Below are 23,310 nucleotides of genomic sequence, written 5' to 3'. Positions count from 1 at the left end.
TCTAAGCTCGGTCCCCAGCTTGGATGCATTTCAGCGCAGACGGGCCTGCAACTGGGTTTCAATGTGCTCGCGCTCCGCAGCAAACTGCTGAGCGTCGATCTCGTTTGCTTCGTATTTGCGGGCTGTGGACAGCAACAGAACGGTGTTCTCCAGTCGCGTGTCTTGCTGCAGCGACGAAGGCAACGCGGTAAGCCGGTCAAAACTCTGTTTGTAGAGTTCGCTCCAGGTCAACATGCCCGCCTGGGCTTGCGCACGAGCGCTGTCATGCCAGCGTGTGAACTCTTCCAGCGCCACATCCCGGGGGCTGGAGCATCCCGCCAACACTGCCATTAGAGCAGCCGCCACCAGGGAGCGAGATGCTGAGATCGATGAATAAAAACAGTCTGCAGAGATTCGAAAACGTGGTGTCACGATCGCCCTCCATTCTTTAACGCCACCGAATTGCCGGTGTGCAGCGCCGAATGGTACTCCCATGCTATCGTTTTTACTAGAAGGAGCTTTGTGACAACCAAAGCGGTTCCATTCACGGCTATTGCCAAATGCGCTACAGGAAAATCTGGGAGCTATTCAAACAAGCCGGTGGGCAAGATCTGATCCAGTCCGCTCGGTATCGCTGTCATCGACTCCACCGCGGGCACCGCCACGTCAGGGGTTAACAGCGCCATGGAGGCCAACACAGCCAACACCACGGTCCCGAGGAAGGTGAACAGTGCACGCGCGCTGGGCGACAAGTGACGGTGTTTCATGCTGGACTCCTTCTGCAAATGGGGTGCGGGGGCCACAATGACCACCCAGTCAGCCTCAATGGCTGATGGATGAGATTTCAGCAAAGAGCCGCAGTTCCGTCTGTCAGACAACTGCGATACCGCGGCTGCAGAAGCACTGTTACGAGTGGTTGCAATAGGTGTGACACGCGGATGCAAAAAACAAAAAACCCGCACTTTTTAGGGTGCGGGTTTTGTGTGTGATTCGCTTTCATTGGATATGAAAGCTGACTGTCTGGCGGAGAGGGCGGGATTCGAACCCGCGGTGGGGATTAGCCCACACACGCTTTCCAGGCGTGCGACTTAAACCGCTCATCCACCTCTCCGAAGCCTTCGATTATAGCCATACGAAAAGAGGCCTTTTGGCAGCCTGCGCAATTCGCTGCAAAAAACGCGGAATTCGCGGATCAGGCAACTTTCTGCGTCTGTACCATCTTCATGGCGGATCCGATCAGTGCTGACACTTCGGTCATGTTGCTGGGCACGATGAGGGTGGTGTTTGAGTCTGCCGCCACCTTGCTGTAAGCCTCCACGGCTTTCTCTGCAACTTTGAGTTGCACGGCCTGTTCCCCACCGGGCTGGCGTATGGCGGCAGCCACGCGCTCGATGGCTTGGGCGGTGGCCTCGGCCACGGCCGTAATGGAGGCGGCTTCGCCCTGGGCGTTGTTGATCTGGGCCTGCTTCTCGCCTTCGGAACGGGCGATGAAGGCCTCGCGTTCGCCGGTGGCGATGTTGATTTGTTCCTGGCGACGGCCTTCCGACGCAGCGATCAGTGCGCGTTTTTCGCGTTCCGCCGTGATTTGCGCCTGCATGGCATGCAAAATTTCTTTTGGAGGGGTCAGGTCCTTGATTTCGTAACGCAACACCTTTACGCCCCAGTTGAGCGCGGCCTCGTCAATGGCCTGCACGATCTGTGCATTGATGATGTCGCGCTCTTCAAAGGTCTTGTCCAGTTCCAGCTTACCGATAACGGAGCGCAGCGAGGTTTGCGCAAGTTGCGTGACGGCCATGATGTAGTTGCTGGAGCCGTAGCTCGCACGCATGGGGTCGGTCACCTGGAAGTACAGGATGCCGTCCACTTGCAGTTGCGTGTTGTCGCGTGTGATACAGACCTGACTGGGAACATCCAGCGGGATTTCTTTCAGGCTGTGTTTGTAGGCCACTTTGTCGACAAAAGGCACCAGAAAATTCAATCCCGGCGTCAGCGTGCCTGCATATTTGCCCAGCCGCTCTTTGACCCATGCATTTTGCTGGGGCACGACCTTGACGGAGCGCGCGATGAAGATCACGGCAATGATGAGAATGACGATGGCGATTTCCATGGGAAGCCTTCTTTCTTTGTGTGAGTGCAGATGTTGGGGTTGGCTTTACACCGGATCTACCAGCAGGCGATTGCCTACCAGCTCTGACACGCGGTGCATGCCTGTGGAGGGCGTGACGCCAGCGCGATGGATGGCGGTCCAGGTGGCACCCCGGTATTTCACCGAGGTGGTGCCGTCGGGGTTCCAGCTGTCGATCATGATGGTTTCGCCCACGTCCAGATTGACGTTGCGGTCCGCGCGTGCGGAGGGGTCCCCCGGGCGTCGCTTTTTGATGAGGTACCACGCCACGACAGCGCCGCCCCCCACGATGGCTGCAGAGACGATCTGCAATGCAATCGGCAGCCCCAAGTGCGCAGCCAGTGCAGCAGCCACCAGGCCTACTGCCACCATGAGCAGGTAAAACGTACCGGTCAGCAGCTCGGTCACCACCACTGCCCCCGCTGCCAGCCACCAGATGGTGGATTCCTCCATATAAGACCTCCTTGTTATGGTTGTGTTTAGTGCACCACATTCTGGGTCAAATGGGTGGCAGTTCAAAGGCGCGTCAAGGTTATTCCTTACACTTCGCGCCTATTTCGTTTTTTGGCCGGGCAGGGCACGGTTGCACGGAGGCTGCGCATGAAGTTTCGCTTTCCCATCATCATCATCGATGAAGACTATCGTTCAGAGAACACATCGGGCCTGGGCATTCGTGCGCTGGCGCAGGCCATTGAGGCCGAGGGTTTCGAGGTTGTGGGGGTTACCAGCTACGGTGACCTGTCGCAGTTTGCCCAACAGCAAAGCCGGGCCAGTGCGTTCATTCTGTCCATTGACGATGAAGAGTTCTCCGGAGGCGAAGGCCTCGACCCCATCGTCTTGAGCCTGCGCAGCTTCATCGGCGAAGTGCGCCGCAAGAACACCGAAGTGCCGATCTACGTGCACGGCGAGACCAAGACCAGCCGCCACTTGCCCAACGACATCCTGCGCGAGCTGCATGGCTTCATCCACATGTTCGAGGACACCCCCGAATTCGTGGCGCGCCACATCATCCGCGAGGCCAAGAGCTACCTGGAGGGTGTACAGCCGCCGTTCTTCAAGGCGCTGCTCGACTACGCCGAAGACGGCTCGTACAGCTGGCACTGCCCCGGCCACTCGGGCGGCGTGGCCTTCCTGAAAAGCCCGGTGGGCCAGATGTACCACCAGTTCTACGGTGAGAACATGCTGCGCGCCGACGTGTGCAATGCCGTTGAAGAACTGGGCCAGCTGCTGGACCACAACGGCGCCATCGGCGAGAGCGAGCGCAACGCCGCGCGCATCTTCAATGCCGACCACTGCTTCTTCGTGACCAACGGCACCAGCACCTCCAACAAGATGGTCTGGCACCACACGGTGGCGCCGGGCGACGTGGTGGTGGTGGACCGCAACTGCCACAAGTCCATCCTGCACAGCATCATCATGACCGGGGCCATCCCGGTGTTCATGAAGCCCACGCGCAACCACTTTGGCATCATCGGGCCCATCCCGCAAAGCGAGTTCGAGCCCGAGGCCATCCAGGCCAAGATCAAGGCCAACCCCTTGCTCAAGGGCGTGGACGCTGCCAAGGTCAAGCCGCGCGTGCTCACACTCACGCAGTCCACCTACGACGGCGTGCTCTACAACACCGAGACCATCAAGGGCATGCTCGACGGCTACGTGGACAACCTGCACTTCGACGAGGCCTGGCTGCCGCACGCGGCGTTCCATCCTTTCTATGGCACCTACCACGCTATGGGCAAGAAGCGCACGCGCCCCAAGCACTCGGTGACCTACGCCACGCAGTCCATCCACAAGCTGCTGGCCGGCATCAGCCAGGCCAGCCACGTGCTCGTGCAGGACTCGCAGACCACCAAGCTCGACCGCCACCTCTTCAACGAGGCCTACCTGATGCACACCAGCACAAGCCCGCAGTACAGCATCATCGCCAGCTGCGACGTGGCGGCCGCCATGATGGAGCCGCCCGGCGGCACCGCGCTGGTGGAAGAAAGCATTCTGGAGGCGCTTGATTTCCGCCGCGCCATGCGCCAGATCGAAAACGACTTCGGCAAGAAGGACTGGTGGTTCAAGGTCTGGGGCCCGGACAAGCTCGTGGAAGAGGGCATGGGACGTGCGGAAGACTGGATCATCCGCAGCGACAGCAAGAGCAAGAAGGCTGGCGCCAAGTGGCACGGCTTCGGCCAGTTGGCCGATGGCTTCAACATGCTGGATCCGATCAAGTCGACCATCGTCACGCCGGGCCTGAACCTGGACGGCAAGTTCGACAAGACCGGCATCCCCGCGTCCATCGTCACCAAGTACCTGGCCGAGCACGGCGTGGTGGTAGAGAAGACGGGCCTGTACAGCTTCTTCGTGATGTTCACCATCGGCATCACCAAGGGCCGCTGGAACACGCTGCTCACCGCGCTGCAGCAGTTCAAGGACGACTACGAGAAGAACCAGCCCATGTGGCGCATCCTTCCCGAGTTCTGCCAGCAGCACAAACGCTACGAGCGCATGGGCCTGCAGGACCTGTGCCAGCACGTGCACACCATGTACGCCAAGTACGACATCGCGCGCCTGACGACCGAAATGTATTTGTCGGACCTGACACCCGCCATGAAGCCGTCGGACGCGTACGCGCACATCGCGCACCGCAAGACCGACCGCGTGGAGATCGACCAGCTCGAAGGCCGCATCACCGTCGGCTTGGTCACGCCGTACCCACCGGGCATTCCGCTGTTGATCCCCGGCGAAGTGTTCAACAAGAAGATCGTGGACTACCTCAAGTTCGCCCGCGAGTTCGCCAAGCTGTGCCCTGGCTTCGAGACAGACATTCACGGCCTGGTGGAGGTGGAAGACGAGAACGGCCAGGTGCGCTACTACGCCGACTGTGTGGCAGAGCAAGCCAAGCCGGGTAAGAACCCGAAGCCGCTGGCCACTGCCAAGAACCTGGTGCAGGTGGGTGATGACGGACCTTACGGCCGCAATGTCTGAGCCTTGGTTGAACCCGAACTGACGCTTTGGTGCCATCGTGCACCCACCTGAATGAATCGCTCCCTGGCAACCGCTGCGGAGCGATTTTTTTGCGCCGTTGAATCCACTGGGCAGATGCCTGCGTATTGACTGACAGCCGCGTGATTTTCAGGCGGTGACCGTTGATCCATTACTTTCAGGAGATTCCCATGACCATCCGTTTGAATGCCCGCCTTGCCACCATCGCCCTTAGCGCCGCACTGACCGCGGCGGCCCTCCCCGTCATGGCGCAAGTCATGGTGGGCGGCGCGCCCATGCTGGCCAGCAAGGACATCATCGACAACGCTGTGAACTCGAAGGACCACACCACGTTGGTCGCTGCCGTCAAGGCCGCAGGTTTGGTCGAAACGCTCAAGGGCCCAGGTCCCTTCACCGTGTTTGCGCCGACCAATGCAGCTTTCTCAGCATTGCCTGCCGGCACGGTCGACACCTTGCTCAAGCCCGAGAGCAAGCCCACGCTGACCAAGGTGCTGACCTACCACGTAGTGGCAGGCAAGTGGGACGCGGCAGCGCTCTCCAAGATGATTGCTGACGGCAAAGGTATGGCCAGCATCAAGACCGTGGCGGGTGGAACGCTGACGGCCAAGGCCAGCGGAAAAACCATCATGCTGACCGATGAAAAAGGCGGTACTGCCAACGTGACCATTGCCGATGTGTACCAGTCCAACGGCGTGATCCATGTAGTCGACAAGGTTCTGCTGCCTAACTGACACTTGGTAGTCAAGGGAGCACGAGACAGGCTTGGCCCGTAGGAGGGCTCAGCCTGTTTCGCAGACCGAACAGTCAACGTGGCGGAAAGTCAGGCCGTACGCGCACAAAACTTGCAAACCGCGGCAGCCCGCCGTCGTGTGTGCCGCGAAAGCGGTAGGTCACCCAGCTGCCTACCGGTGGGGGGTCGGTGCGCTCCGCATCGCTGAAGCCTGCTCCCAGTTTGAACTGCTGGCCGCTGGGCATCTCCACCAGCAGCGCGCCCATGCGGCCTGCATGTTTGCCCTTTCCGGGCACATGGGCCACCACGCGGGCTTCGGTGTCTTCGTGGGTCTTGACCTTGATGAGGTCATCGCTGCGGCCAGACCGGTACAGCGAGCTGCCCCGGTGGAGCATCAGGCCCTCGCCACCTGCGCGCACTGTGCGTTGCAGCAGCGCTTGCAATGCCGCATCGTTGGACACGCGTTTTTGAGGCACGGCCTGCACCCAGGGCTGCCCGATGCGCTGCACCACGCGGTTGAGCGCAGGAAGCCGCTCATCAAAGCTGCCCCCATGTTGAGGCAGGTCAAACACCATAAATCGCATGGCGCGCCACGCGGCGTCATCGGGCAACTGGGTGCGTGTGGTGGACTGCGCCTGGCTGAAGCGCCCGCGCCCGGCCCACAGTTCGCCGTCCATGGGCGTGTCGGGCCAACCTGCGGTAAACCATGCCGGTGCCGCCACGGTTTCTCCGCCGCGTGTGCGCAGCGTGCGACCATCCCAGTAGCCGCGCACACCGTCGTATTTCTCGCTCACCCAGTAGTCCGCCAGCGGCATGCCGGGGCGGTACACATTGGCCAGCAGCAGCGCTGGGGCATCCGCCGCGTGCGCGGGCAGCGCCACGACAGCCAGGTAGCCCAGCCAGGTCAGGCAAAGTCTGCGGAGCATTTGCTATTGAATAGATAGCTGCTAGCGCTTATTCAATAAGCGCTAGAGCCTGTTTTGGCTTAAATTTTCAGCCGCAATCAGACTTGATCGGCGCTCAGACCAGCGGTCTGGCTGAAGCCGCCGTCCACGTACGTGATCTCGGCCGTCATGCCCGATGCCAGGTCGGACAGCAGGAACGCCGCCACATTGCCCACGTCTTCAATCGTGACGTTGCGGCGCAGAGGCGATGCGTCGGCCACGCGGCTCAGCAGCTTGCCAAAATCCTTGATGCCGCTGGCGGCCAGTGTCTTGATGGGGCCCGCGCTGATGCCGTTGGCGCGGATGCTGCGGCCGTCTTCAGTGCGGCCCACAGCCTCGGCCAGGTAGCGCACGCTGGCTTCCAGGCTGGCCTTGGCCAGGCCCATGGTGTTGTAGTTGGGGATGGAGCGCAGCGCGCCCAGGTAGCTCAGGGTCAGCAGCGACGACTTGTCGTTCAGGTACGGCAGCGCGGCCTTGGCCATGGCCGGAAAGCTGTAGGCGCTGATGTCGTGCGCAATGCGGAACCCTTCGCGCGAAAGGCCCTCCAGAAAGTTGCCTGCAATGGCCTCGCGCGGCGCAAAGCCGATGCTGTGCACAAAACCGTCAAACTTGGGCCACACCTGCGCCAGGTCGGCAAACATGCGGTCGATCTGCTCGTCGCTGCCGACGTCGCAGTCAAAAATCAGCTTGGAGTCGAACTCGGCGGCAAAGTCGGTGATGCGGTCCTTGAAGCGGTCGCCCACGTAGCTGAAGGCCAGCTCGGCGCCCTGTGCGTGGCAGGCCTTGGCGATGCCGTAGGCGATGGAGCGGTTGGACAGCACGCCCGTGACGAGCAGCTTTTTGCCGGACAGAAAACCCATTGTTCTTCTCCTGAGGAATGCGAGGAATTGACGTTGAACGTGGCAACCGACCGGCCTGCTGGGAAATCCCCACAGCCTTTGTGGTGGCGCCACCGACGTAGTGCAGAATTGTCGCATGCGGTATTGGCTGACTTTTCTGCTGTTGGGGTGTGCTGGTCCGGCGTGGGCCGCGCATGCATATGCGTTGTGGGGTGAGCCGCGCTACCCCGCCGGGTTCGCACAGTTTGACTACGTGAACCCCGCCGCTCCCAAGGGCGGCGAACTGCGGCTGGTGAGCAACCTGCGCGTCTCCACCTTCGACAAATACAACCCGTTCACCATCAAAGGCAATGCGCCCGCCTATCTTTCGACGTTGATGTTCGACTCGCTGCTGGTCGGATCAATGGACGAGACCGCCACGGGCTATGGCCTGCTGGCGGAGGATGTGGAGGTCGCACCGGACGGCTTGTCTGCCACCTTCCGCCTGCGGCCCGAGGCGCGTTTTCACAACGGCAAGCCGGTGTTGGCGCAGGATGTGAAACACAGCTACGACACGCTGGTGGGGCCGTTCACCTCGCCCGCCTACAAAACGCTGCTGATCGAGGTCGCAGGCGTGGACGTGATCAATGACCGCACGGTGCGCTACCGTTTCAAGCTGCCCAATCGGGAGCTTCCGATCACGGTGGGCGGTTTGCCGGTGTTCAGCCGCGATTGGGGTGTAGAGAACGGCAAGGCCAAACCTTTTGATCAGGTGGTGATGGACATCCCCATCGGCAGCGGGCCCTACAAGATTGGTCCCGTGCGGTTCGGCAAAGACATCACCTACGTGCGCGACCCGCAGTATTGGGCCCGCGACCTGAATGTGCGCAAAGGCACCGCCAATTTCGACCGCGTGCTGGTCAAGATCTACAAGGACAGCACGGCGCGGCTGGAGGCCTTGAAAGCGGGCGAGTTTGACCTGATGCGCTTTTTCAGCGCCGGCGACTGGGCCCGGCGCGTGACGGGCAAGAAGTTTGACACGGGCGAACTGGTCAAGGGCGAGTTCCAGCACAAGTTGCCCTCGGGTTTTCAGAGCTACGTGCTCAACACACGCCGACCGCTGCTGCAGGATGCCCGCGTGCGCGAAGCCCTGGGGCTGGCCATGGACTACGAGTGGATGAACCGTCAGCTTTTTTACGGGGCCTACCAACGCGTCAATGGTTTGTTTGGCAACACCGCTTGCGAGACCAAAGGCTCTCCATCCGCCGAAGAACTGGCGCTGATGGAGCCCTATCGCAAGGACATCCCCCCAGCGGCCTTTGGGCCCATGACGGTACCTCCCCGCACCGATGGTGACTCGTCCCTGCGTGGCAATCTGCGCCGCGCGCAGGCATTGCTCAAGGATGCTGGCTGGGAGGTGCGCGATGGCGCCCTGCGCAACACCAAGGGCGAAGCCATGGTGCTCGAATACATGGACAGCAACGAGGGCGGCGTGCGCACTATTGCGCCCTGGATGCGCAGCCTCGAAAAACTGGGCATCACGCTGCGTTTCCGTTCAGTCGACTTTGCGCTGTACCAGCAGCGTTTGCAGAAGTTCGACTTTGACATCACTTCGCTGGCCTACCAGGGCACCAACAACCCGGGCCAGGAGTTTGCCGACATGTTCGGCAGCCAGGCGGCTGACGTGGAAGACTCCGGCAACTTCGCGGGCGTCAAGAACCCGGCGGTCGACGCGATGATCAAAGCCATGACCTCGGCCAAAACCGAGGCCCAACTGCTACCCGCCTGCCACGCGCTGGAGCGCATCATCGCGCACAGCCACTACCTGATTCCACAGTGGACGGCGGGCACACACCGCATGGCCTACAACGCCTGGCGCCTGGCCAAGCCGGACGTGGTGCCGCCATACTCCAGCGGCGAAGGCTGGGTCATCGACACCTGGTGGGCACGTATTCCGCCCCAGACTGCTCCGGACAAAAAGTAGCGGCCTACGCATTCATCACCTCGCCCATGTTCGCCTACATCCTCAAACGCGTACTGCTCATGCTGCCCACCCTTTTCGGCGTGCTGCTGCTGACCTTTGTGGTGATCCAGTTCGTCCCCGGTGGCCCGGTGGAGCAGTACATGGCCGAGGCCAAAGCGGGAGCGGGCGGTGGCGGCGCTGAAGGAGGCGGGCTGAGCTACCGCGGGTCTCAGGGCGTAGACCCCAAGCGCGTCGAGCAAATCAAGGCGCTTTACGGTTTTGACAAACCCGCCCATGAGCGCTTTTTTCAGATGCTCGGTCAGTTTGCGCGGTTTGATCTGGGCAAGAGCTTTTTTCAGAACAAGGATGTCTGGCAGCTCATCGTAGAGAAACTGCCGGTGTCCATCAGCCTCGGTTTGTGGACGTTTTTCATCAGCTACCTCGTGGCCGTGCCGCTGGGTGTAGCCAAGGCAGTGCGGGCTGGTTCGCGGTTTGACCTGGTGACCACTTTGCTCATTTTGGTGGGCTATGCCATCCCGGGTTTTGTGCTGGGCGTGGCGCTGCTGGTCATCTTTGGCGGGCAATTGCAGTGGTTTCCGCTGCGCGGGCTGACGTCGGCCAACTGGGACGAGCTGAGTTGGGGCGCGCGCATTGTGGACTACCTGTGGCACATCACGCTGCCTATTACGGCCATGGTGCTGGGCAGTTTTGCGGTCACGGCCATGCTGACCAAAAACGCATTTCTGGAAGAGATCCGCAAGCAGTATGTGTTGACGGCGCGTGCCAAGGGGTTGAGCGAGCGGCAGGTGCTGTGGAAGCACGTGTTCCGCAACGCGCTCATTCCCATCGTCACCGGTTTTCCGGCAGCGTTCATCGGTGCTTTTTTTGCGGGTTCGCTGCTGATCGAAACCTTGTTCTCGCTCGATGGCCTGGGCCTGCTCAGCTACGAAAGTGTGATTCGCCGCGACTACCCCGTGGTGCTCGGCACGCTGTATCTGTTCACGTTGATCGGGCTGGTGACCAAGCTCATCAGCGATCTTTGTTATGTGTGGGTCGACCCGCGCGTGAAGTTTGATTGACAGATTTTCTGCCCCGATCCCTATGTCCGTCCTCCAAGATCTGACCCCTGACACCACCCAGCGTGTGGTCCAGTGTTTGCGCGCTGCGCTGCCTGGCCTGCTGGCGGTTTACGGTTTTGGCAGCCGCGTTCAGGGGCAGGCCACAGGCGACAGTGATCTGGATGTGGCCGTCTTGGTGGCGGGCTACGCCGACGTGATGGCGCTGTGGGACTTGTCTGGCGAGCTGGCCGATGTGGCGGGCTGCGCGGTGGATTTGGTGGACTTGCGTGCAGCGTCCACGGTGCTGCAGTACCAGATCATTACCGGCGGCGCACGCTGGTGGACGCTGGACAGCCAGGCCGCCTTGTTTGAAAGCGCCATCCTCAGTGAAAAAACCGCGCTGGACACGGCCCGTGCCGGGTTGATGGCAGACATTGCACAGCGAGGGAGCGTGTATGGCCGATGACGTGTTGGTCAACAAGGCCGCCACCATTGAGCGCTGCGTGGGCCGAGCGCGCGAAGAGTATCTGCGCGGGCCCGACACGTTTGCCACCGACTTCACGCGCCAGGACGCCGCCATCCTGAACATTCAGCGCGCCTGCGAGGCGGCGCTGGACATGGGGCAGCATCTGGTGCGCCGTGAGCGGCTGGGTGTGCCCCAGAGCGCACGCGACGTGTTCACGCTGTTGGCCCACGGGCACTGGATCGAGCCCACTCTGGCCGATGCGCTCAAGCGCATGGTCGGGTTTCGGAACATTGCGGTGCACGACTACCAGGCACTGCAATTGCCGATCACGGTGTCCATCATTCAAAACCACCTCGATGAGTTCTTGCAGTACAGCAAGGCTTTGCTCCTGAAAGACGCAGCTTGACCGGCATGACAAACGCTGCCCCTGTTTCCCTGTCCCCCTCGCGCCGCGCCTGGCTGCGCTTCAAGCGCAACCGGCTGGGGTACTGGAGCCTGCTGATCTTCTGCACCCTGGTGCTGCTCAGCCTGTGCGCTGAACTGGTCAGCAACGACAAGCCGCTGGTGGTGCGCTACGAGGGGCAGACGTATTTCCCCATGCTCAAGGACTACCCCGAAAAGACCTTCGGCGGCGACTTTGAAACCCCCACCGACTACCTCGACCCTTTCATCAAAGAGCGCCTCACCTCAGGTAGCAACTGGGCGCTCTACACCATCAACCCGTACGGCCCCAACACGCTCAACTACTTTGCCAAGTCGCCCAATCCTTCGGCGCCCACCGGTGACAACTGGCTGGGCACGGATGACCGGGGGCGGGACCTGCTGGCGCAGCTGCTGTATGGGTTTCGGGTGAGCGTGCTGTTTGCGTTGGCGCTGACCGTGACGGGCGTTTTTCTGGGCGTGGTCACGGGTGCCATTCAGGGATTTTTTGGTGGCAAAACCGACTTGGCGTTTCAGCGTTTCATCGAGATCTGGGGCTCCATGCCTGAGCTGTATCTGCTCATCATCTTCAGCGCGGTGTTTGCGCCCAGCATTGCGCTGCTGCTGGTGCTGCTGTCGCTGTTCGGTTGGATGGGGCTGTCGGACTATGTGCGGGCCGAGTTTTTGCGCAACCGCCAGCTCGACTACGTGAAAGCCGCGCGCGCCCTGGGTGTGGGCAATGCGCAGATCATCTGGCGCCACATCTTGCCCAACAGCCTCACGCCGGTGGTCACGTTTTTGCCGTTCCGCATGAGCGCAGCCATTCTGGCGCTGACCTCGCTTGACTTTCTGGGCCTGGGCGTGCCGCCCGGTACGCCGTCGCTGGGCGAGTTGCTGAGCCAGGGCAAGAACAGCATTGATGCGTGGTGGATTTCGCTGTCTACCTTTGCGGTATTGGTGACCACCTTGTTGCTGCTGACTTTCATGGGCGATGCCTTGCGCGACGCCCTCGACCCCCGAAAGGCCGACCAGTGAAACCATCGGCCCAGACTCCTTTGTTGCAGGTGCAGGATCTGCATGTTCGTTTTGGCTCCAAAGAGGTGGTGCGGGGCGTCAACTTCAGCATCGCGGCGGGCGAAAAGCTCGCGCTGGTGGGCGAGTCCGGCTCGGGCAAGACCATCACCGCGCTGAGCCTGCTGCGCTTGGCGGGTGATGCCGCCATTACCGGTCAGGCGCACCTGCAAGGTCGCGGCGACCTGCTGGCGTTGACGGAGCGCGAGATGCGTGGCGTGCGCGGTGGCGACATCGCCATGGTGTTCCAAGAACCCATGACAGCCCTCAACCCGCTGATGACCATTGGCATGCAGATCGCTGAAATCCTGCAGCTCAAAAAAGGCCTGACCGGCGCCCAGTGCGCGCAAGCCGCCATCGAGCTGCTGGCCAAGACCGGCATCCCCGAGCCCGCGCGCCGCGCCAACAGTTTTCCGCACCAGCTCAGCGGCGGGCAGCGTCAGCGCGCGATGATTGCCATGGCGCTGGCCAGCAGCCCGAAGCTGCTGCTGGCCGATGAGCCTACCACCGCACTCGACGTGACGCTGCGGGGGCAGATTCTTGATTTGCTGTCTGACTTGCAGCGCCAGACCGGCATGGCGGTGCTGCTGATCACGCACGACCTGAACCTGGTGCGCCGCTTTGCCGACCGCGTGGCCGTGATGGAGCAGGGCGTGCTGGTAGAGCAGGGCCCCGTGGCCGAAGTGTTTGGTGCGCCCCAGCATGCCTACACCCGCCGACTGATCGCCAGCCAGCCCCGCCGCGATGTGGTGGAGGCCGACCCGCCTGTGGGCACGGCACCGGTGGTGCAGTCGCAGGATCTGCGCGTGGTGTACCCCACACCGCTGCCCGGTGTGCGTGGCTGGTTCAAGAAGGGCGAGTTTGTGGCGGTGCAAGGCGCCACGCTGCAACTGCTGCCGGGGCAAACCTTGGGGGTGGTGGGCGAATCGGGTTCGGGCAAGTCCACCTTGGCACAGGCCATTTTGGGTCTGCTGCCCTATGCAGGGCAGTTGCAGGTGGGCGGCCAGGCATGGCAGCAGCCCGCCATGCGCAACACGCCCGCCAACCAGCAGTTGCGCAGGCGCGTGCAGGTGGTGTTTCAAGATCCGTTTTCGTCGTTGTCTCCACGCCTGACGGTCGAGGAGATCGTCGGCGAAGGTCTGAAGGTGCACGCGCCCACGCTGACCGTGGCCGAGCGCCGCGCCCGGGTGGAGACGGCACTGGCCGAGGTAGGGCTTGCCGAGGCGCAGTACCCGCGCCTGCTGGAGCGCTACCCGCACGAGTTCTCTGGCGGCCAGCGCCAGCGCCTGGCCATTGCGCGCGCGCTCATCGTGCAGCCCCAGGTGCTGGTGCTGGACGAACCCACCAGCGCGCTGGACGTCACCATTCAGCAGCAGGTGCTGGGCCTGCTGCAGCGTCTGCAAAAAGAAAAGGGGCTGAGCTATCTGCTCATCACGCACGACGTGGACGTGATTCGCGCCATGGCGCACGACGTGCTGGTGATGAAAGATGGTGCGGTGCTGGAAAGCGGCACCGTCACCGAAGTGATGGAAACGCCGCAGCACCCGTACACCCAGAAGCTGGTGGCAGCGGCTACCGTGACAGTCTAGGCCAGAAATATCAATGAAATTGGCCTCTAGCGCTTGATGGTAAAGCGCTAGTAGCTATCAATAGCGTAGTAATTGAGCCTGGTTAAGGCCAAGTGCCAAGCCCACAGCTTGTGGGGCGTAACTCATCCAAAACCAGCTCCCCAGCTGAACCGGTTCAGGTTCGCACGGCCTGCCGGGCGTGCTGCTCGCCCGCCGGGGGCGCAAACACGATCTTGCTCACATCCACCCCCATCGCCTGCGCCCGTTCCATCAGGTGATCACGCACATGCCAGGGCAGGGTGGGCGTCCGCGACAGGATCCAAAGGTAATCGCGGTTGGACCCGATCACCATGGCCCACTGGTAGTTTTCGTCCAGCGCCACCACGTTGTAGCCGCCATAAAACGGCCCGAAGAATGAAACCTTCAGCGCTGCGCGGTCTGGCTCACCCACAAAGCGGGCCGTGCCTTCGGCCTCTTTCCATTCCTTGCGCACCGGGTCATAGCCGCGGTTGACGACCTTGAGGGTGTCGTCTGCATTGCGGGTGTAGGTGGCCGTGGCCTGCGTCAAGCCCCGCTCAAACGAGTTGTCGATGCGCGCCACTTCATGCCAGTGACCGGCGTAGCGGTCCACATCAAACCCGCTCACCGCCTTGATCCCCTCGGGAGTCCGCGGCGTGGAGCAGGCAGACAGCGCCAGCACCGCCATCAACGCGGCAGCAGCCGTGATCAGCGGCCAGGGCGAATGGCGAAGGGGTGGGCTGTAAATGCGCATGGGTCTTCTCCTGGGCTGGGGCGTTCTGTGGACTTGCAAAGAACGCGGCGTGTGTTGGCGATGGCGTTGGTGTTGGGGGAGGCTGCGGTGGCGCAACGTGCTGCCGTGGCCTCTGTGTCTGAATGTAGACAGCGCCCCCTGTTCGCCTTGTAGGAGCGTGCTGTCAGCCTGTGTCGGCGAGCGCGGTGCAGGGAACTAAAAGGCGACGGGGCGCAGTAAGCGGGGGGTGGCTCAATCAGCGCACCAGTGTTGGGTGTTTTGGGGTTGGGCGCTGATTTTTGAGTGTTTTTGACCGCTACCGCTTATCAGTAAAGCGCTGATAGCTATCAAATCAGGAGTTTTCCATGCGCCGGACACTGCGCCCAGGGATTCGCCGTCAATCGCGGCGATCCCTGTCGAACCAGTGCTTGAGGAAGTCTGCCAGCGCCCGTGTCTTGGCCGATAAATCGCTTTTGCTCGGGTACACCAGCGTCACATCGGCCGGTGGCAGAGCCCACGCAGGCAACACGCGGCGCAGCTGGCCCGATTGCAGGTGCCGCTCGACATCCCATTCGGACCGCAGCAACACCCCGTGACCTTCCAGCGCCCAGTGGGTGGCCGCTTCGCCGTCGTTGCTGCTGAGCATGCCGCGCACTTTCACGGTTTGTTGCTGGTCGCCCTGGCGCAGGTGCCATGTGCCATAGGTTTCGTCGCTTTCCCGAATCACGATGCACTGGTGACCCAGCAGATCTGTGGGCTGGGTGGGTTCGCCAGCGCTAGAGAGGTAGTCCGGTGAGGCACACAGCACGCGCTGATTGGCCAGCAGTCTGCGGGCCGTCAGGCGGGAATCGGGCAGGTCGCCAAACCGGATGGCGGCGTCAAAGCCTTGCTCCACCAGATTGATGGGGCGGTCGGTGAGGTGCAGTTGCACTTCGACCTCGGGGTACGCGCGGGCAAATGCGGAAAGGGCAGGCGCGATGTGCACGCGGCCAAAGCCCAGGGTCGCCGCCAGCTTGATCAGCCCCCGCGGCGAACTGCGCGCACCCGCCACGGTGCGCTCCAGCGCCTCCAGGTCCGACAGGATGCGCGCGCCGTCCAGCAGGTAGGTCTCTCCCTCGGGCGTCAGGCTCATGCGCCGGGTGGTGCGGTGCAGCAGCCGAACGCCCAGCCGATGCTCCAGCTGCGCCAGCCGGCGGCTGGCCGCAGGTGGCGTGATGCCCATCTGCTGCGCGGCGGCGGCCAGGCTGCCTTCTTTCATCAGCAAGGCAAAAAAGCGCAGGTCGGAAAAGGTGTCCATCGCGGCCTTATTCGTGCTTTCGAGTTATGAATAAAGTGATTTTGAATGACTTTATGTGATTTTGAATCACTCATAAGATCCACCCTGACAGAACACAACAACCTTCTGCAGGAGACAAACCATCATGAAATGCATGTCCAACGGGACTTTCCCCACCCGCCGCTTGGCCCTCGCCGGAGCCCTGGCCCTGCTGTCTGCGCTGCCCGCTACTGCTTTGGCGCAGACCTACCCCACCAAGGCCGTCAAGCTGGTGGTGCCTTATGCGCCTGGTGGCAGTGCCGACATCGCGGCGCGACTGGTGGCCGATGAGTGGGGCAAAGCGCTGGGCGGTTCGCTTTTTATCGAGAACAAGGGCGGCGCGGGCGGCAACATCGGTGTGGACATGGTGGCCAAGGCCGCGCCGGACGGCTACACCATCGGTCTGCAGACCGTTTCGCTGGCGATCAACCCTGCGCTCATGGTCAAGATGCCGTATGACACTCTGAAGGACTTGGCCCCCATCGGACTGGTGGCCAGCTCGCAACATGTGCTGGTGGTCAACAGCAGCCTGCCCGCCAACAACATCAAGGAGCTGGTGGCGTTGCTCAAGGCGCAGCCGGGCAAATACTCGTATGGGTCGGCGGGTGCCGGCAGCACCTTCCACATGTCGGCCGAGCTGTTCAAGGCGGTGGCGGGCGTGCCTATCGTTCACATCCCCTACCGCGGCGGCGGCCCGGCGTTGATCGACACGATGTCGGGCCAGGTGGCACTGAGCTTTCCGGTCCTGTCGGCTGCCCAGCCGCATGTGCAGTCGGGCAAACTGCGTGCCCTGGGGGTGACCGGTCCAAAACGGTCTGCGCTGATGCCCGATGTGCCCACCATTGCAGAGGCAGGTGTCCCCCAATACGCGTTTGAAACCTGGTTCATCGTGTTCGCTCCGGCGGCCACGCCCAAGCTCATCATCGACAAACTCAATGCATCGCTGAACCAGGCGCTTGGCACCGCCGCGCTGAAAGAGCGCATGACCAAAGACGGTTTTGACCCCACACCTTCCACTCCCGAGCAAGCAAGAGCCCGGGTCGAGGCTGAATTGCCGCAGTGGGCCAAGCTCATCAAGGAGCGCGGCATCTCCGCAGACTGACAGCCTCCCCGCCACTTACCCACGATGACTGATACCCCCTTGTTCCCCGACTTCGCGGTGCACCGCATCCCCACGCCCGATGGCCATCACATCCATGCGCTGGTGGGTGGCAGTGGTCCACCCTTGTTGCTGCTGCACGGCCATCCGCAAACCAGCGCGATCTGGCACAAAGTGGCCCCTGCACTGACGCAGCAATTCACGCTGGTGCTGGCAGATTTGCGCGGCTACGGCGATTCGGCCAAACCAGCAGGTGGTGCAGACCACGCGCAGTACAGCAAGCGCACCATGGCCGCTGACATGCTCGCTGTAATGCAACACCTGGGCCACGCCCGCTTCGCGGTACTGGCGCACGACCGCGGCGCCCGCGTGGCGCACCGCCTGGCGGCTGACCACCCCGGGGCCGTGTTGCGCCTGGTATTGCTCGACATCGCACCCACGCTGGCCATGTACGAGCAGACCAGCGACGCTTTTGCGCGCGCCTACTGGCACTGGTTCTTTTTGATCCAGCCTGCGCCATTGCCCGAACGGTTGATAGAGGCAGACCCCGCCGCCTACATCCGCGACGTGATGGGACGCCGCAGCGCGGGCCTGGCGCCGTTTGACGCGCGGGCGCTGGCCGAATACACACGCTGTCTGGCGCTGCCGGGCACGGCCCACGGCATCTGCGAGGACTACCGCGCAGCCGCTGGCATCGACCTGGTGCACGACCGTGCCGACCGCGATGCCGGGAGCCAGTTGCCCATGCCCGTGCTGGCCCTGTGGGGCGCGCAAGGGGTGGTGCACCAGTGCTTCGATCCGTTGGCGGAGTGGCAGCGCGTGGCGGCCGACGTGCGCGGCCACGCCTTGCCCTGTGGTCACTACATCGCTGAAGAGGCACCTGATGCACTGCTGGCTGCCGCCTTGCCCTTCTTGCTGGAAGCTACGCCATGACCGATCCGCAAACCCTGTACCAAAAGCTGGTTGCATCGCACACGGTGGCGGTGCTGGATGCGCAGAACGTGCTGCTGTTCTGCGACCTGCACCTGATGAACGAATACACCAGCCCGCAAGCATTTGCCGGGCTGCACGATGCGGGGCGGGGTGTGCCCATGCCGGGGCAGAACGTGGCGGTGGTCAGCCACATCATCCCCACGCACCCCGTGCGCCAACGCGTCATTCAAGACCCGCCTTCTGCCCTGCAGGCGCGCAACCTCAAAGTCAACTGCGAGCGGCACCAGATCCCGCTGTTCGACACCAACGACCCGCTGCAAGGCATCGAGCATGTGGTGGCGCCCGAGCACGGCATGGTGCGCCCTGGCATGGTCATCCTCTGCGGCGACAGCCACACCACCACCTACGGTGCGCTGGGCGCCCTGGGTTTTGGCATTGGCACGTCGGAGGTCGAGCACCTGCTAGCCACGCAAACGCTGGTCTACCGATTGGCGCAGAACATGCGCATTCGGGTGGATGGCATGCTGCCCACCGGCACCACCGCCAAAGACCTGATCCTGATGGTCATCCGCCACATCGGCGCCCAGGGGGCGCGCGGCTATGTGGTGGAGTTTTGCGGCAGCGCCATCAATGCGTTGTCGGTAGAGGCGCGCTTTACGCTGTGCAACATGGCGGTGGAGGCGGGCGCACGCGGCGCACTGATTGCGCCCGACGCCAAGGCCATCGACTACGTGTTGACGCGCGCCCCAGACATCAAAGGCGCGTGGCGTGACCAGGCCCTGCTGCACTGGGCCACTCTGCACAGTGATGTGGACGCGATGTTTGATGCAGAACACCTTTTCGATGCCACGGACGTGGCGCCCTACGTGACCTGGGGCACCAGCCCCGACCAGGCCATGGCCGTCGACTCCACCGTGCCGGTGCCTGCGCACATGGCCGACGCCACCCAGCGCAGCAGCGCCGAGCAGGCCTTGCGCTACACGGCACTTCGCGCCGGGCAAGCGTTGCTGGGGGTGCCTGTGCAGCACGTGTTCATCGGCTCATGCACCAACGCGCGCATCGAAGACTTGCGTGAAGTCGCCCGGGTCGTGGGCACGCGCCATGTGGCGCCGGGTGTCCGCGCGATGGTTGTACCCGGGTCGGGTGCGGTCAAGGCGCAGGCCGAGGCCGAAGGCATCGCTGCCGCGCTGCAGGCTGCAGGGTTTGAATGGCGGCAGCCCGGCTGCTCCATGTGCCTGGCCATGAACGACGACGTGCTGGCCCCCGGCCAGCGCTGTGCATCGACCACCAACCGCAACTTTGAAGGCCGGCAGGGCCGGGGCGCGATCACCCACCTTATGAGCCCGGCCATGGCCGCCGCAGCCGCCATCACAGGCTGCATTACCGATGTGAGAGCACTGGAGAACGCTGCATGACGATCGACCAACGTATCCTGCGCGGCCAAGCCGCCGTGCTGGCCACGCCCAACCTGGATACCGACCAGATCATGCCCAAGCAGTTTTTGCGTGGAATTGACAAATCAGGTCTGGCGCCGGGCCTGCTGTACGACCTGCGCTTTGATGGCGCAGGCCACCCGCGTGCGGACTTTGTGCTCAATCAGCCTGCGTTTGCCAAGGTGGATGTGCTCCTTGCGGGCGCCAACTACGGTTGCGGGTCCAGCCGCGAACATGCGGTCTGGGGCATGCAGCAATACGGCTTCAAGGCCGTGGTCGCGTCGAGTTTTGGCGAGATTTTTTACTCCAACGCGCTCAACAACGGCCTGCTGCTGGCGATGGTGGCCGAGGGTGATGTGCAGGCTTTCATGGCCGAGGCCGCAGAACAGCCAGGTCCATTGGCGCTGGAGATCGACGTAGTGCAGCGCCGGGTGCGCAGCGCCCAACACACCGCAGGTTTTGTGCTGTCAGACCGGCACCAGCAGATGTTTTTGCAGGGGCTGGATGTGATTGGCGCGTCGCTGGCATATGCCGATCAGATCCGCGATTTTGCCGACAGACACTGGGCTGCCCAGCCGTGGGTGAAAGACGTGGCGCGCCGCACGCGCGACCGGCTGTCTGTCACCACGGTCGGTTGAAACTATCTCAATGCCGGGCAGCGGTTGGTGGCCGCCGGACTGACTACTTGGCCGCGCCCTTGCCCGCTTGTGCCGCCAGGGTCTTGGTATAGACCTCCATCACCGTCGCAAAATCGCGCTCGAAGTTGATGGGCAAGAAGGTGTCGTTGCCCGGCAGCAACTGGCGCAGCTTGGGCGAGAAGTTGTAGCTGTACGAGCACTTCTTCACGCGCGCCTGCAGGTCTGGCGACACCTCTTTGCCCAGCGTCCATGTTTCGGTCATGAACGGCGGGCTCTCCCACAGCGTGCGGATGCTCGATCCCTTCACATCACCCTTGAGCACCATGCGCTGGTACAGGTCGCTGGCCACGGCGGCGGCGGGGTAAAAGCCGTGCATCACACCCGTCACCGAGCGCTCGTGGCCGTTGGAGAACACCACTTCGTAGTTTTGATCGGGCTGCAGGCCCAGGGCCGGGAACAGGGCGCGTGGGGCCAGATTGCCGGAGTTGGAGGTAGGGGTGGAATGTGCAATCTTCTTGCCCACCAGGTCCTGGGGCTTGGTAAACGGGCTGTCCACGCGGGAGATGAGGATCAGCGTGTACGAGTTGCGTTTGCCGCTGGCCTTGTTGCCGGGCACGCCAAACGGAGCGGGCTGGCCAGCATTGACCAGTTGCGGCACCAGGCCAGGGTTGACCTGGGCCAACTGCACCTTGCCGGTCACGATGCCGTCGATCAGCTCTTTCTCGCCCAGGGTGTCGATGTTGGTGCTGCGCTCCAGCGACTCGCCGTGGATGTTCTGCAGATCAAGGTTGCCGCAGCGCGCCAGGTGGTTGAAGTAGTCGCCCCACAACAACATGGTTTCGCTCTTGGCATAGGTTTTGGGCATGGCCACCACCAGCTTTTCGCGCGGGCCCCCAAAGCTGGGGGCGGGTGATGGTGCTGCGGCTGCGCGGGCGGCTGCCGCACGGGCCTGGGGCGTGGTGGCGGCATTGTCGGTTTGCGCGGCCACGGGGCCCAGCATCAGTGTGGCGCCAGACAAAAGTGCGCAAAAGCGTGTATCGAATCGCATGGTGATTTCCCTCCGGTTTTTATTGGGTCGCGTGACCGGGGCATCAGCGGCGGGGGGTAGCCCTGGGTGACGGAACTGCCTGCGCTGAACCCGGGTTTCTGAGTATGCATGAAGGCCCTGCGCCGCTGGTAACGCGCGCGACTCGCCTTGCCCTTGACCATTCCTGCAATGCCCCTCGGGCGCAGCCTGGCAGGATCAAATCCCGAACACCTTCAGCACCGAATCGGCCAGTCCCTGAAACCACCGTGCCGGGCCCCCATCGTGCTGGCTGGAATGGGGCATTTCCTCGTACACGTAGAACCCTTTGTCTCCCTGGAAGGAATCGTTCAAGAGCGCCTGCTTGCCCCGCACATAGGCAATGAATGTTTCGCAACGGCGCGTGGAATACCCCAAGTTGGCGTTGAACGCGATGGTGGCCGCCTGGCTGACGCTGCGCCCGGTGTGTGCAGGCTCCACACGCACGCCCCGGCAGCCTTGCACGATGAGCTGCGCAGGGCCGTGAAACGCCAGGTAGCGCAGCTGCAGCGTGAGCCAAGCATGCAGGCTGCCCAGCCGCCAATGCGAGGTGATGCGCACGGGCACGCCGCGCTGCTGCAGCACGCCGACCAGGTTGTGCGGCTGCATCACCAGCGCGGCACCTGCGGGCAACACCAGCACACCGATTTCGCTGTGGGCGTCTTGGGTGGCTGACACCACATAGGTCGCAGGCGCCGTGGTGCGGATGCGGGTCAGTGCCACCATGCCGGACGCCAGGCTGGTCAAGGGAAAACGGCGGTTGAGCAACCAGCAGGTGTCGGTGTGGCCCGCAATGGATGCGCTTTGCAGGAAGTCGGGGTGCAACAGCAGCTCATGCGTCGGGTCCACCGTCACCTCGCGCGAAACGGCGGACAGGTGGGATTCCAATGCCAGCTCACCCAGGCTGTCTGGCAGCAGCCTCACCGGTGGTCGCCGCGCGGCCAGCGGCGCCAGCACGAAATAGAACAACGCCTTGAGGGCCAGCGGGGTGAAGATGACCCCCAACAGGATGAGCAAGGCCGCGGGAAAAATATCCCGCAGTGGCTGCGACAGCCTGACAAACCAATTGCCCGCGCGCAGGTTCTGCAGTGCTGTCTGCCGCTCGCGCAGCGGTCCCAGCAGGGCATCAATGTCGCTTTGGCGTGGTGCAAAAGCCTCCAGGGGCGGCAGGGGTTGTATGGCCTGCGCCAGGGCGTGTTGACGCTGGTAGTCCTCGGCCGCGCGCTGGTTTTCGGCCAGCAACTGGGCCTGCATCGCCCTGAGCTGCTCACATTGCCGGTATTCGGTGGAGCCGATGCCGCCGATGCCCAGGCGGCACGCCACCGGGTGGCTCTGCTCCAGGGCCTCGCGCTCCCGTTGGGCGGCCTGCCATTGGGTGTACAGGCCCTGGTGGACAAGGCGCAAGCGCTCCAGTTCTGCGCGGCGCGCTTGCGCCGATTGGGTGGCTTGCAGCCGCAGTCTCAGTTCCTGAAGGTGTCGGCGTTCGGCATTCAGAAGGTAAATCTCGGCATCCAGCCGCATGCCGTCCCACTGGTGCGCCACGATGGGTTGGCCCTTGAGAACCGGGCCGATGGCGCTGGCCTTCTGGCGCTCAAGCTGTTTGCGCCGCGTCTCCTGGTCTACGGTATCGATGCGAGCCGTCAGCGTGTCAAGCGATGCGGAGGCAAGCGTCGCCATGCGGCCCTGGCTTGCGGTGGTCAGTGTGTTTAGGTCGCGTGCAATGCGGTCATTGGCCGCCGTCAGCTGCGCCAGTTCGGCCTGGGACGATTGGTGCGCCTGCCACTCGGCCCAGGCCCATTTCCCGAAGAGCAGCACGGCACAGATGAGCACAAAGGCCACCAGGTGGCGCAGCAGGAAGCGGAAAATCGTTGCGGCAAGGGCTATCAAGAACGGGCCTTTCAGGGCTTCGGCGGTCTGGTGCCGGGGCCGACCACAGAACGCTGGTGCC

General features: G+C 62.8%; 22 protein-coding genes and 1 tRNA gene. 12 read left to right on the top strand and 11 right to left on the bottom strand.

What is annotated here, in order from left to right:
* Nucleotides 1–30: 30 nt before the first annotated feature.
* From ACK41V_RS07870 to ACK41V_RS07850, 5 genes are all read right to left on the bottom strand, one after another.
* Nucleotides 31–330 carry a hypothetical protein gene (locus ACK41V_RS07870; RefSeq protein ID WP_409780239.1) on the bottom strand — a complete coding sequence of 100 codons (300 nt, stop codon included), beginning with the start codon at nucleotides 328–330 and terminating at the stop codon, nucleotides 31–33.
* A 233-nt stretch (nucleotides 331–563) separates the two neighbouring features.
* Nucleotides 564–746, bottom strand: coding sequence for a hypothetical protein (locus ACK41V_RS07865; protein WP_409780236.1), 183 nt, complete (start codon nucleotides 744–746; stop codon nucleotides 564–566).
* A gap of 254 nt (nucleotides 747–1,000) precedes the next feature.
* A tRNA-Ser gene (locus ACK41V_RS07860) sits at nucleotides 1,001–1,090 on the bottom strand.
* Nucleotides 1,091–1,171: 81 nt separating this feature from the next.
* Complete coding sequence (locus tag ACK41V_RS07855; RefSeq protein ID WP_409780233.1) at nucleotides 1,172–2,086, bottom strand: SPFH domain-containing protein; 915 nt, start codon at nucleotides 2,084–2,086, stop codon at nucleotides 1,172–1,174.
* 45 nt (nucleotides 2,087–2,131) lie between these two features.
* On the bottom strand, nucleotides 2,132–2,557 hold the full coding sequence (locus tag ACK41V_RS07850) for an NfeD family protein (protein ID WP_409780231.1): 426 nt from the start codon (nucleotides 2,555–2,557) through the stop codon (nucleotides 2,132–2,134).
* A 147-nt stretch (nucleotides 2,558–2,704) separates the two neighbouring features.
* Here ACK41V_RS07850 and ACK41V_RS07845 point away from each other — a divergent pair, with 147 nt between their 5' ends.
* A complete protein-coding gene (locus ACK41V_RS07845; RefSeq protein WP_409780227.1) occupies nucleotides 2,705–5,074 on the top strand; it encodes an Orn/Lys/Arg decarboxylase N-terminal domain-containing protein in 2,370 nt (789 codons plus the stop codon).
* 188 nt (nucleotides 5,075–5,262) lie between these two features.
* On the top strand, nucleotides 5,263–5,823 hold the full coding sequence (locus ACK41V_RS07840; protein ID WP_409780224.1) for a fasciclin domain-containing protein: 561 nt from the start codon (nucleotides 5,263–5,265) through the stop codon (nucleotides 5,821–5,823).
* A gap of 73 nt (nucleotides 5,824–5,896) precedes the next feature.
* On the opposite strand, the gene ACK41V_RS07835 is transcribed toward ACK41V_RS07840, so the two are convergent.
* Together ACK41V_RS07835 and fabI are read right to left on the bottom strand one after the other, a co-directional pair.
* Nucleotides 5,897–6,748 (bottom strand): DNA ligase, encoded by an 852-nt coding sequence (locus ACK41V_RS07835; protein WP_409780221.1) that lies wholly within the window; start codon nucleotides 6,746–6,748, stop codon nucleotides 5,897–5,899.
* 77 nt (nucleotides 6,749–6,825) lie between these two features.
* Nucleotides 6,826–7,626, bottom strand: coding sequence for an enoyl-ACP reductase FabI (gene fabI / locus ACK41V_RS07830; RefSeq protein WP_409780218.1), 801 nt, complete (start codon nucleotides 7,624–7,626; stop codon nucleotides 6,826–6,828).
* A gap of 115 nt (nucleotides 7,627–7,741) precedes the next feature.
* Here fabI and ACK41V_RS07825 point away from each other — a divergent pair, with 115 nt between their 5' ends.
* From ACK41V_RS07825 to ACK41V_RS07800, 6 genes are read left to right on the top strand one after another with little or no spacing between them, the layout of a single operon-like run.
* The gene (locus ACK41V_RS07825; RefSeq protein ID WP_409780215.1) at nucleotides 7,742–9,568 is read left to right on the top strand and encodes an extracellular solute-binding protein; all 1,827 of its coding nucleotides are present in this window, start codon (nucleotides 7,742–7,744) and stop codon (nucleotides 9,566–9,568) included.
* A 26-nt stretch (nucleotides 9,569–9,594) separates the two neighbouring features.
* Nucleotides 9,595–10,626, top strand: a complete 1,032-nt coding sequence (locus ACK41V_RS07820; RefSeq protein ID WP_409780212.1) for a microcin C ABC transporter permease YejB — start codon at nucleotides 9,595–9,597, stop codon at nucleotides 10,624–10,626.
* Nucleotides 10,627–10,648: 22 nt separating this feature from the next.
* Entirely contained in the window at nucleotides 10,649–11,071 is a 423-nt protein-coding gene (gene mntA / locus ACK41V_RS07815; RefSeq protein WP_409780209.1) for a type VII toxin-antitoxin system MntA family adenylyltransferase antitoxin, read from the top strand.
* Nucleotides 11,061–11,477, top strand: coding sequence for a type VII toxin-antitoxin system HepT family RNase toxin (gene hepT / locus ACK41V_RS07810; RefSeq protein WP_409780206.1), 417 nt, complete (start codon nucleotides 11,061–11,063; stop codon nucleotides 11,475–11,477). Before mntA ends, hepT begins: the two co-directional genes overlap by 11 nt.
* A 5-nt stretch (nucleotides 11,478–11,482) precedes the next feature.
* Entirely contained in the window at nucleotides 11,483–12,526 is a 1,044-nt protein-coding gene (locus ACK41V_RS07805; protein WP_409780204.1) for an ABC transporter permease, read from the top strand.
* Entirely contained in the window at nucleotides 12,523–14,151 is a 1,629-nt protein-coding gene (locus ACK41V_RS07800) for an ABC transporter ATP-binding protein (protein WP_409780201.1), read from the top strand. The genes ACK41V_RS07805 and ACK41V_RS07800 overlap by 4 nt, the downstream gene beginning before the upstream one ends.
* Before the next feature lie 154 nt (nucleotides 14,152–14,305).
* On the opposite strand, the gene ACK41V_RS07795 is transcribed toward ACK41V_RS07800, so the two are convergent.
* Nucleotides 14,306–14,902 carry a lipocalin family protein gene (locus ACK41V_RS07795; RefSeq protein ID WP_409780198.1) on the bottom strand — a complete coding sequence of 199 codons (597 nt, stop codon included), beginning with the start codon at nucleotides 14,900–14,902 and terminating at the stop codon, nucleotides 14,306–14,308.
* 376 nt (nucleotides 14,903–15,278) lie between these two features.
* On the bottom strand, nucleotides 15,279–16,178 hold the full coding sequence (locus ACK41V_RS07790; protein WP_409780195.1) for a LysR family transcriptional regulator: 900 nt from the start codon (nucleotides 16,176–16,178) through the stop codon (nucleotides 15,279–15,281).
* Nucleotides 16,179–16,302: 124 nt separating this feature from the next.
* Here ACK41V_RS07790 and ACK41V_RS07785 point away from each other — a divergent pair, with 124 nt between their 5' ends.
* From ACK41V_RS07785 to leuD, 4 genes are read left to right on the top strand one after another with little or no spacing between them, the layout of a single operon-like run.
* A complete protein-coding gene (locus ACK41V_RS07785) occupies nucleotides 16,303–17,298 on the top strand; it encodes a tripartite tricarboxylate transporter substrate binding protein (RefSeq protein ID WP_409780192.1) in 996 nt (331 codons plus the stop codon).
* 24 nt (nucleotides 17,299–17,322) lie between these two features.
* Entirely contained in the window at nucleotides 17,323–18,228 is a 906-nt protein-coding gene (locus ACK41V_RS07780; protein ID WP_409780189.1) for an alpha/beta fold hydrolase, read from the top strand.
* Nucleotides 18,225–19,643, top strand: a complete 1,419-nt coding sequence (gene leuC / locus ACK41V_RS07775; protein ID WP_409780186.1) for a 3-isopropylmalate dehydratase large subunit — start codon at nucleotides 18,225–18,227, stop codon at nucleotides 19,641–19,643. Before ACK41V_RS07780 ends, leuC begins: the two co-directional genes overlap by 4 nt.
* The gene (gene leuD, locus ACK41V_RS07770; protein ID WP_409780183.1) at nucleotides 19,640–20,299 is read left to right on the top strand and encodes a 3-isopropylmalate dehydratase small subunit; all 660 of its coding nucleotides are present in this window, start codon (nucleotides 19,640–19,642) and stop codon (nucleotides 20,297–20,299) included. The genes leuC and leuD overlap by 4 nt, the downstream gene beginning before the upstream one ends.
* Nucleotides 20,300–20,342: 43 nt before the next feature.
* On the opposite strand, the gene ACK41V_RS07765 is transcribed toward leuD, so the two are convergent.
* Entirely contained in the window at nucleotides 20,343–21,347 is a 1,005-nt protein-coding gene (locus ACK41V_RS07765) for a PhnD/SsuA/transferrin family substrate-binding protein (protein ID WP_409780180.1), read from the bottom strand.
* A gap of 195 nt (nucleotides 21,348–21,542) precedes the next feature.
* Nucleotides 21,543–23,249, bottom strand: coding sequence for a hypothetical protein (locus ACK41V_RS07760; RefSeq protein ID WP_409780177.1), 1,707 nt, complete (start codon nucleotides 23,247–23,249; stop codon nucleotides 21,543–21,545).
* Nucleotides 23,250–23,310 lie beyond the last annotated feature (61 nt).

Origin of the sequence: Acidovorax sp., assembly GCF_046291265.1 — a bacterium.
GTDB lineage: Bacteria > Pseudomonadota > Gammaproteobacteria > Burkholderiales > Burkholderiaceae_C > Acidovorax.
The sequence above is the reverse complement of the archived record's forward strand: the minus strand, read 5'-3'. Positions and strand labels throughout refer to the sequence as shown.

What these genes read in the sequence shown, in the direction of transcription:
- ACK41V_RS07870 (WP_409780239.1), bottom strand. Translation starts at nt 330, where the DNA reads ATGGCAGTGTTGGCGGGATGCTCCAGCCCCCGGGATGTGGCGCTGGAA.
- ACK41V_RS07865 (WP_409780236.1), bottom strand. Translation starts at nt 746, where the DNA reads ATGAAACACCGTCACTTGTCGCCCAGCGCGCGTGCACTGTTCACCTTC.
- ACK41V_RS07855 (WP_409780233.1), bottom strand. Translation starts at nt 2,086, where the DNA reads ATGGAAATCGCCATCGTCATTCTCATCATTGCCGTGATCTTCATCGCG.
- ACK41V_RS07850 (WP_409780231.1), bottom strand. Translation starts at nt 2,557, where the DNA reads ATGGAGGAATCCACCATCTGGTGGCTGGCAGCGGGGGCAGTGGTGGTG.
- ACK41V_RS07845 (WP_409780227.1), top strand. Translation starts at nt 2,705, where the DNA reads ATGAAGTTTCGCTTTCCCATCATCATCATCGATGAAGACTATCGTTCA.
- ACK41V_RS07840 (WP_409780224.1), top strand. Translation starts at nt 5,263, where the DNA reads ATGACCATCCGTTTGAATGCCCGCCTTGCCACCATCGCCCTTAGCGCC.
- ACK41V_RS07835 (WP_409780221.1), bottom strand. Translation starts at nt 6,748, where the DNA reads ATGCTCCGCAGACTTTGCCTGACCTGGCTGGGCTACCTGGCTGTCGTG.
- fabI (WP_409780218.1), bottom strand. Translation starts at nt 7,626, where the DNA reads ATGGGTTTTCTGTCCGGCAAAAAGCTGCTCGTCACGGGCGTGCTGTCC.
- ACK41V_RS07825 (WP_409780215.1), top strand. Translation starts at nt 7,742, where the DNA reads ATGCGGTATTGGCTGACTTTTCTGCTGTTGGGGTGTGCTGGTCCGGCG.
- ACK41V_RS07820 (WP_409780212.1), top strand. Translation starts at nt 9,595, where the DNA reads ATGTTCGCCTACATCCTCAAACGCGTACTGCTCATGCTGCCCACCCTT.
- mntA (WP_409780209.1), top strand. Translation starts at nt 10,649, where the DNA reads ATGTCCGTCCTCCAAGATCTGACCCCTGACACCACCCAGCGTGTGGTC.
- hepT (WP_409780206.1), top strand. Translation starts at nt 11,061, where the DNA reads ATGGCCGATGACGTGTTGGTCAACAAGGCCGCCACCATTGAGCGCTGC.
- ACK41V_RS07805 (WP_409780204.1), top strand. Translation starts at nt 11,483, where the DNA reads ATGACAAACGCTGCCCCTGTTTCCCTGTCCCCCTCGCGCCGCGCCTGG.
- ACK41V_RS07795 (WP_409780198.1), bottom strand. Translation starts at nt 14,902, where the DNA reads ATGCGCATTTACAGCCCACCCCTTCGCCATTCGCCCTGGCCGCTGATC.
- ACK41V_RS07790 (WP_409780195.1), bottom strand. Translation starts at nt 16,178, where the DNA reads ATGGACACCTTTTCCGACCTGCGCTTTTTTGCCTTGCTGATGAAAGAA.
- ACK41V_RS07785 (WP_409780192.1), top strand. Translation starts at nt 16,303, where the DNA reads ATGAAATGCATGTCCAACGGGACTTTCCCCACCCGCCGCTTGGCCCTC.
- ACK41V_RS07780 (WP_409780189.1), top strand. Translation starts at nt 17,323, where the DNA reads ATGACTGATACCCCCTTGTTCCCCGACTTCGCGGTGCACCGCATCCCC.
- leuC (WP_409780186.1), top strand. Translation starts at nt 18,225, where the DNA reads ATGACCGATCCGCAAACCCTGTACCAAAAGCTGGTTGCATCGCACACG.
- leuD (WP_409780183.1), top strand. Translation starts at nt 19,640, where the DNA reads ATGACGATCGACCAACGTATCCTGCGCGGCCAAGCCGCCGTGCTGGCC.
- ACK41V_RS07765 (WP_409780180.1), bottom strand. Translation starts at nt 21,347, where the DNA reads ATGCGATTCGATACACGCTTTTGCGCACTTTTGTCTGGCGCCACACTG.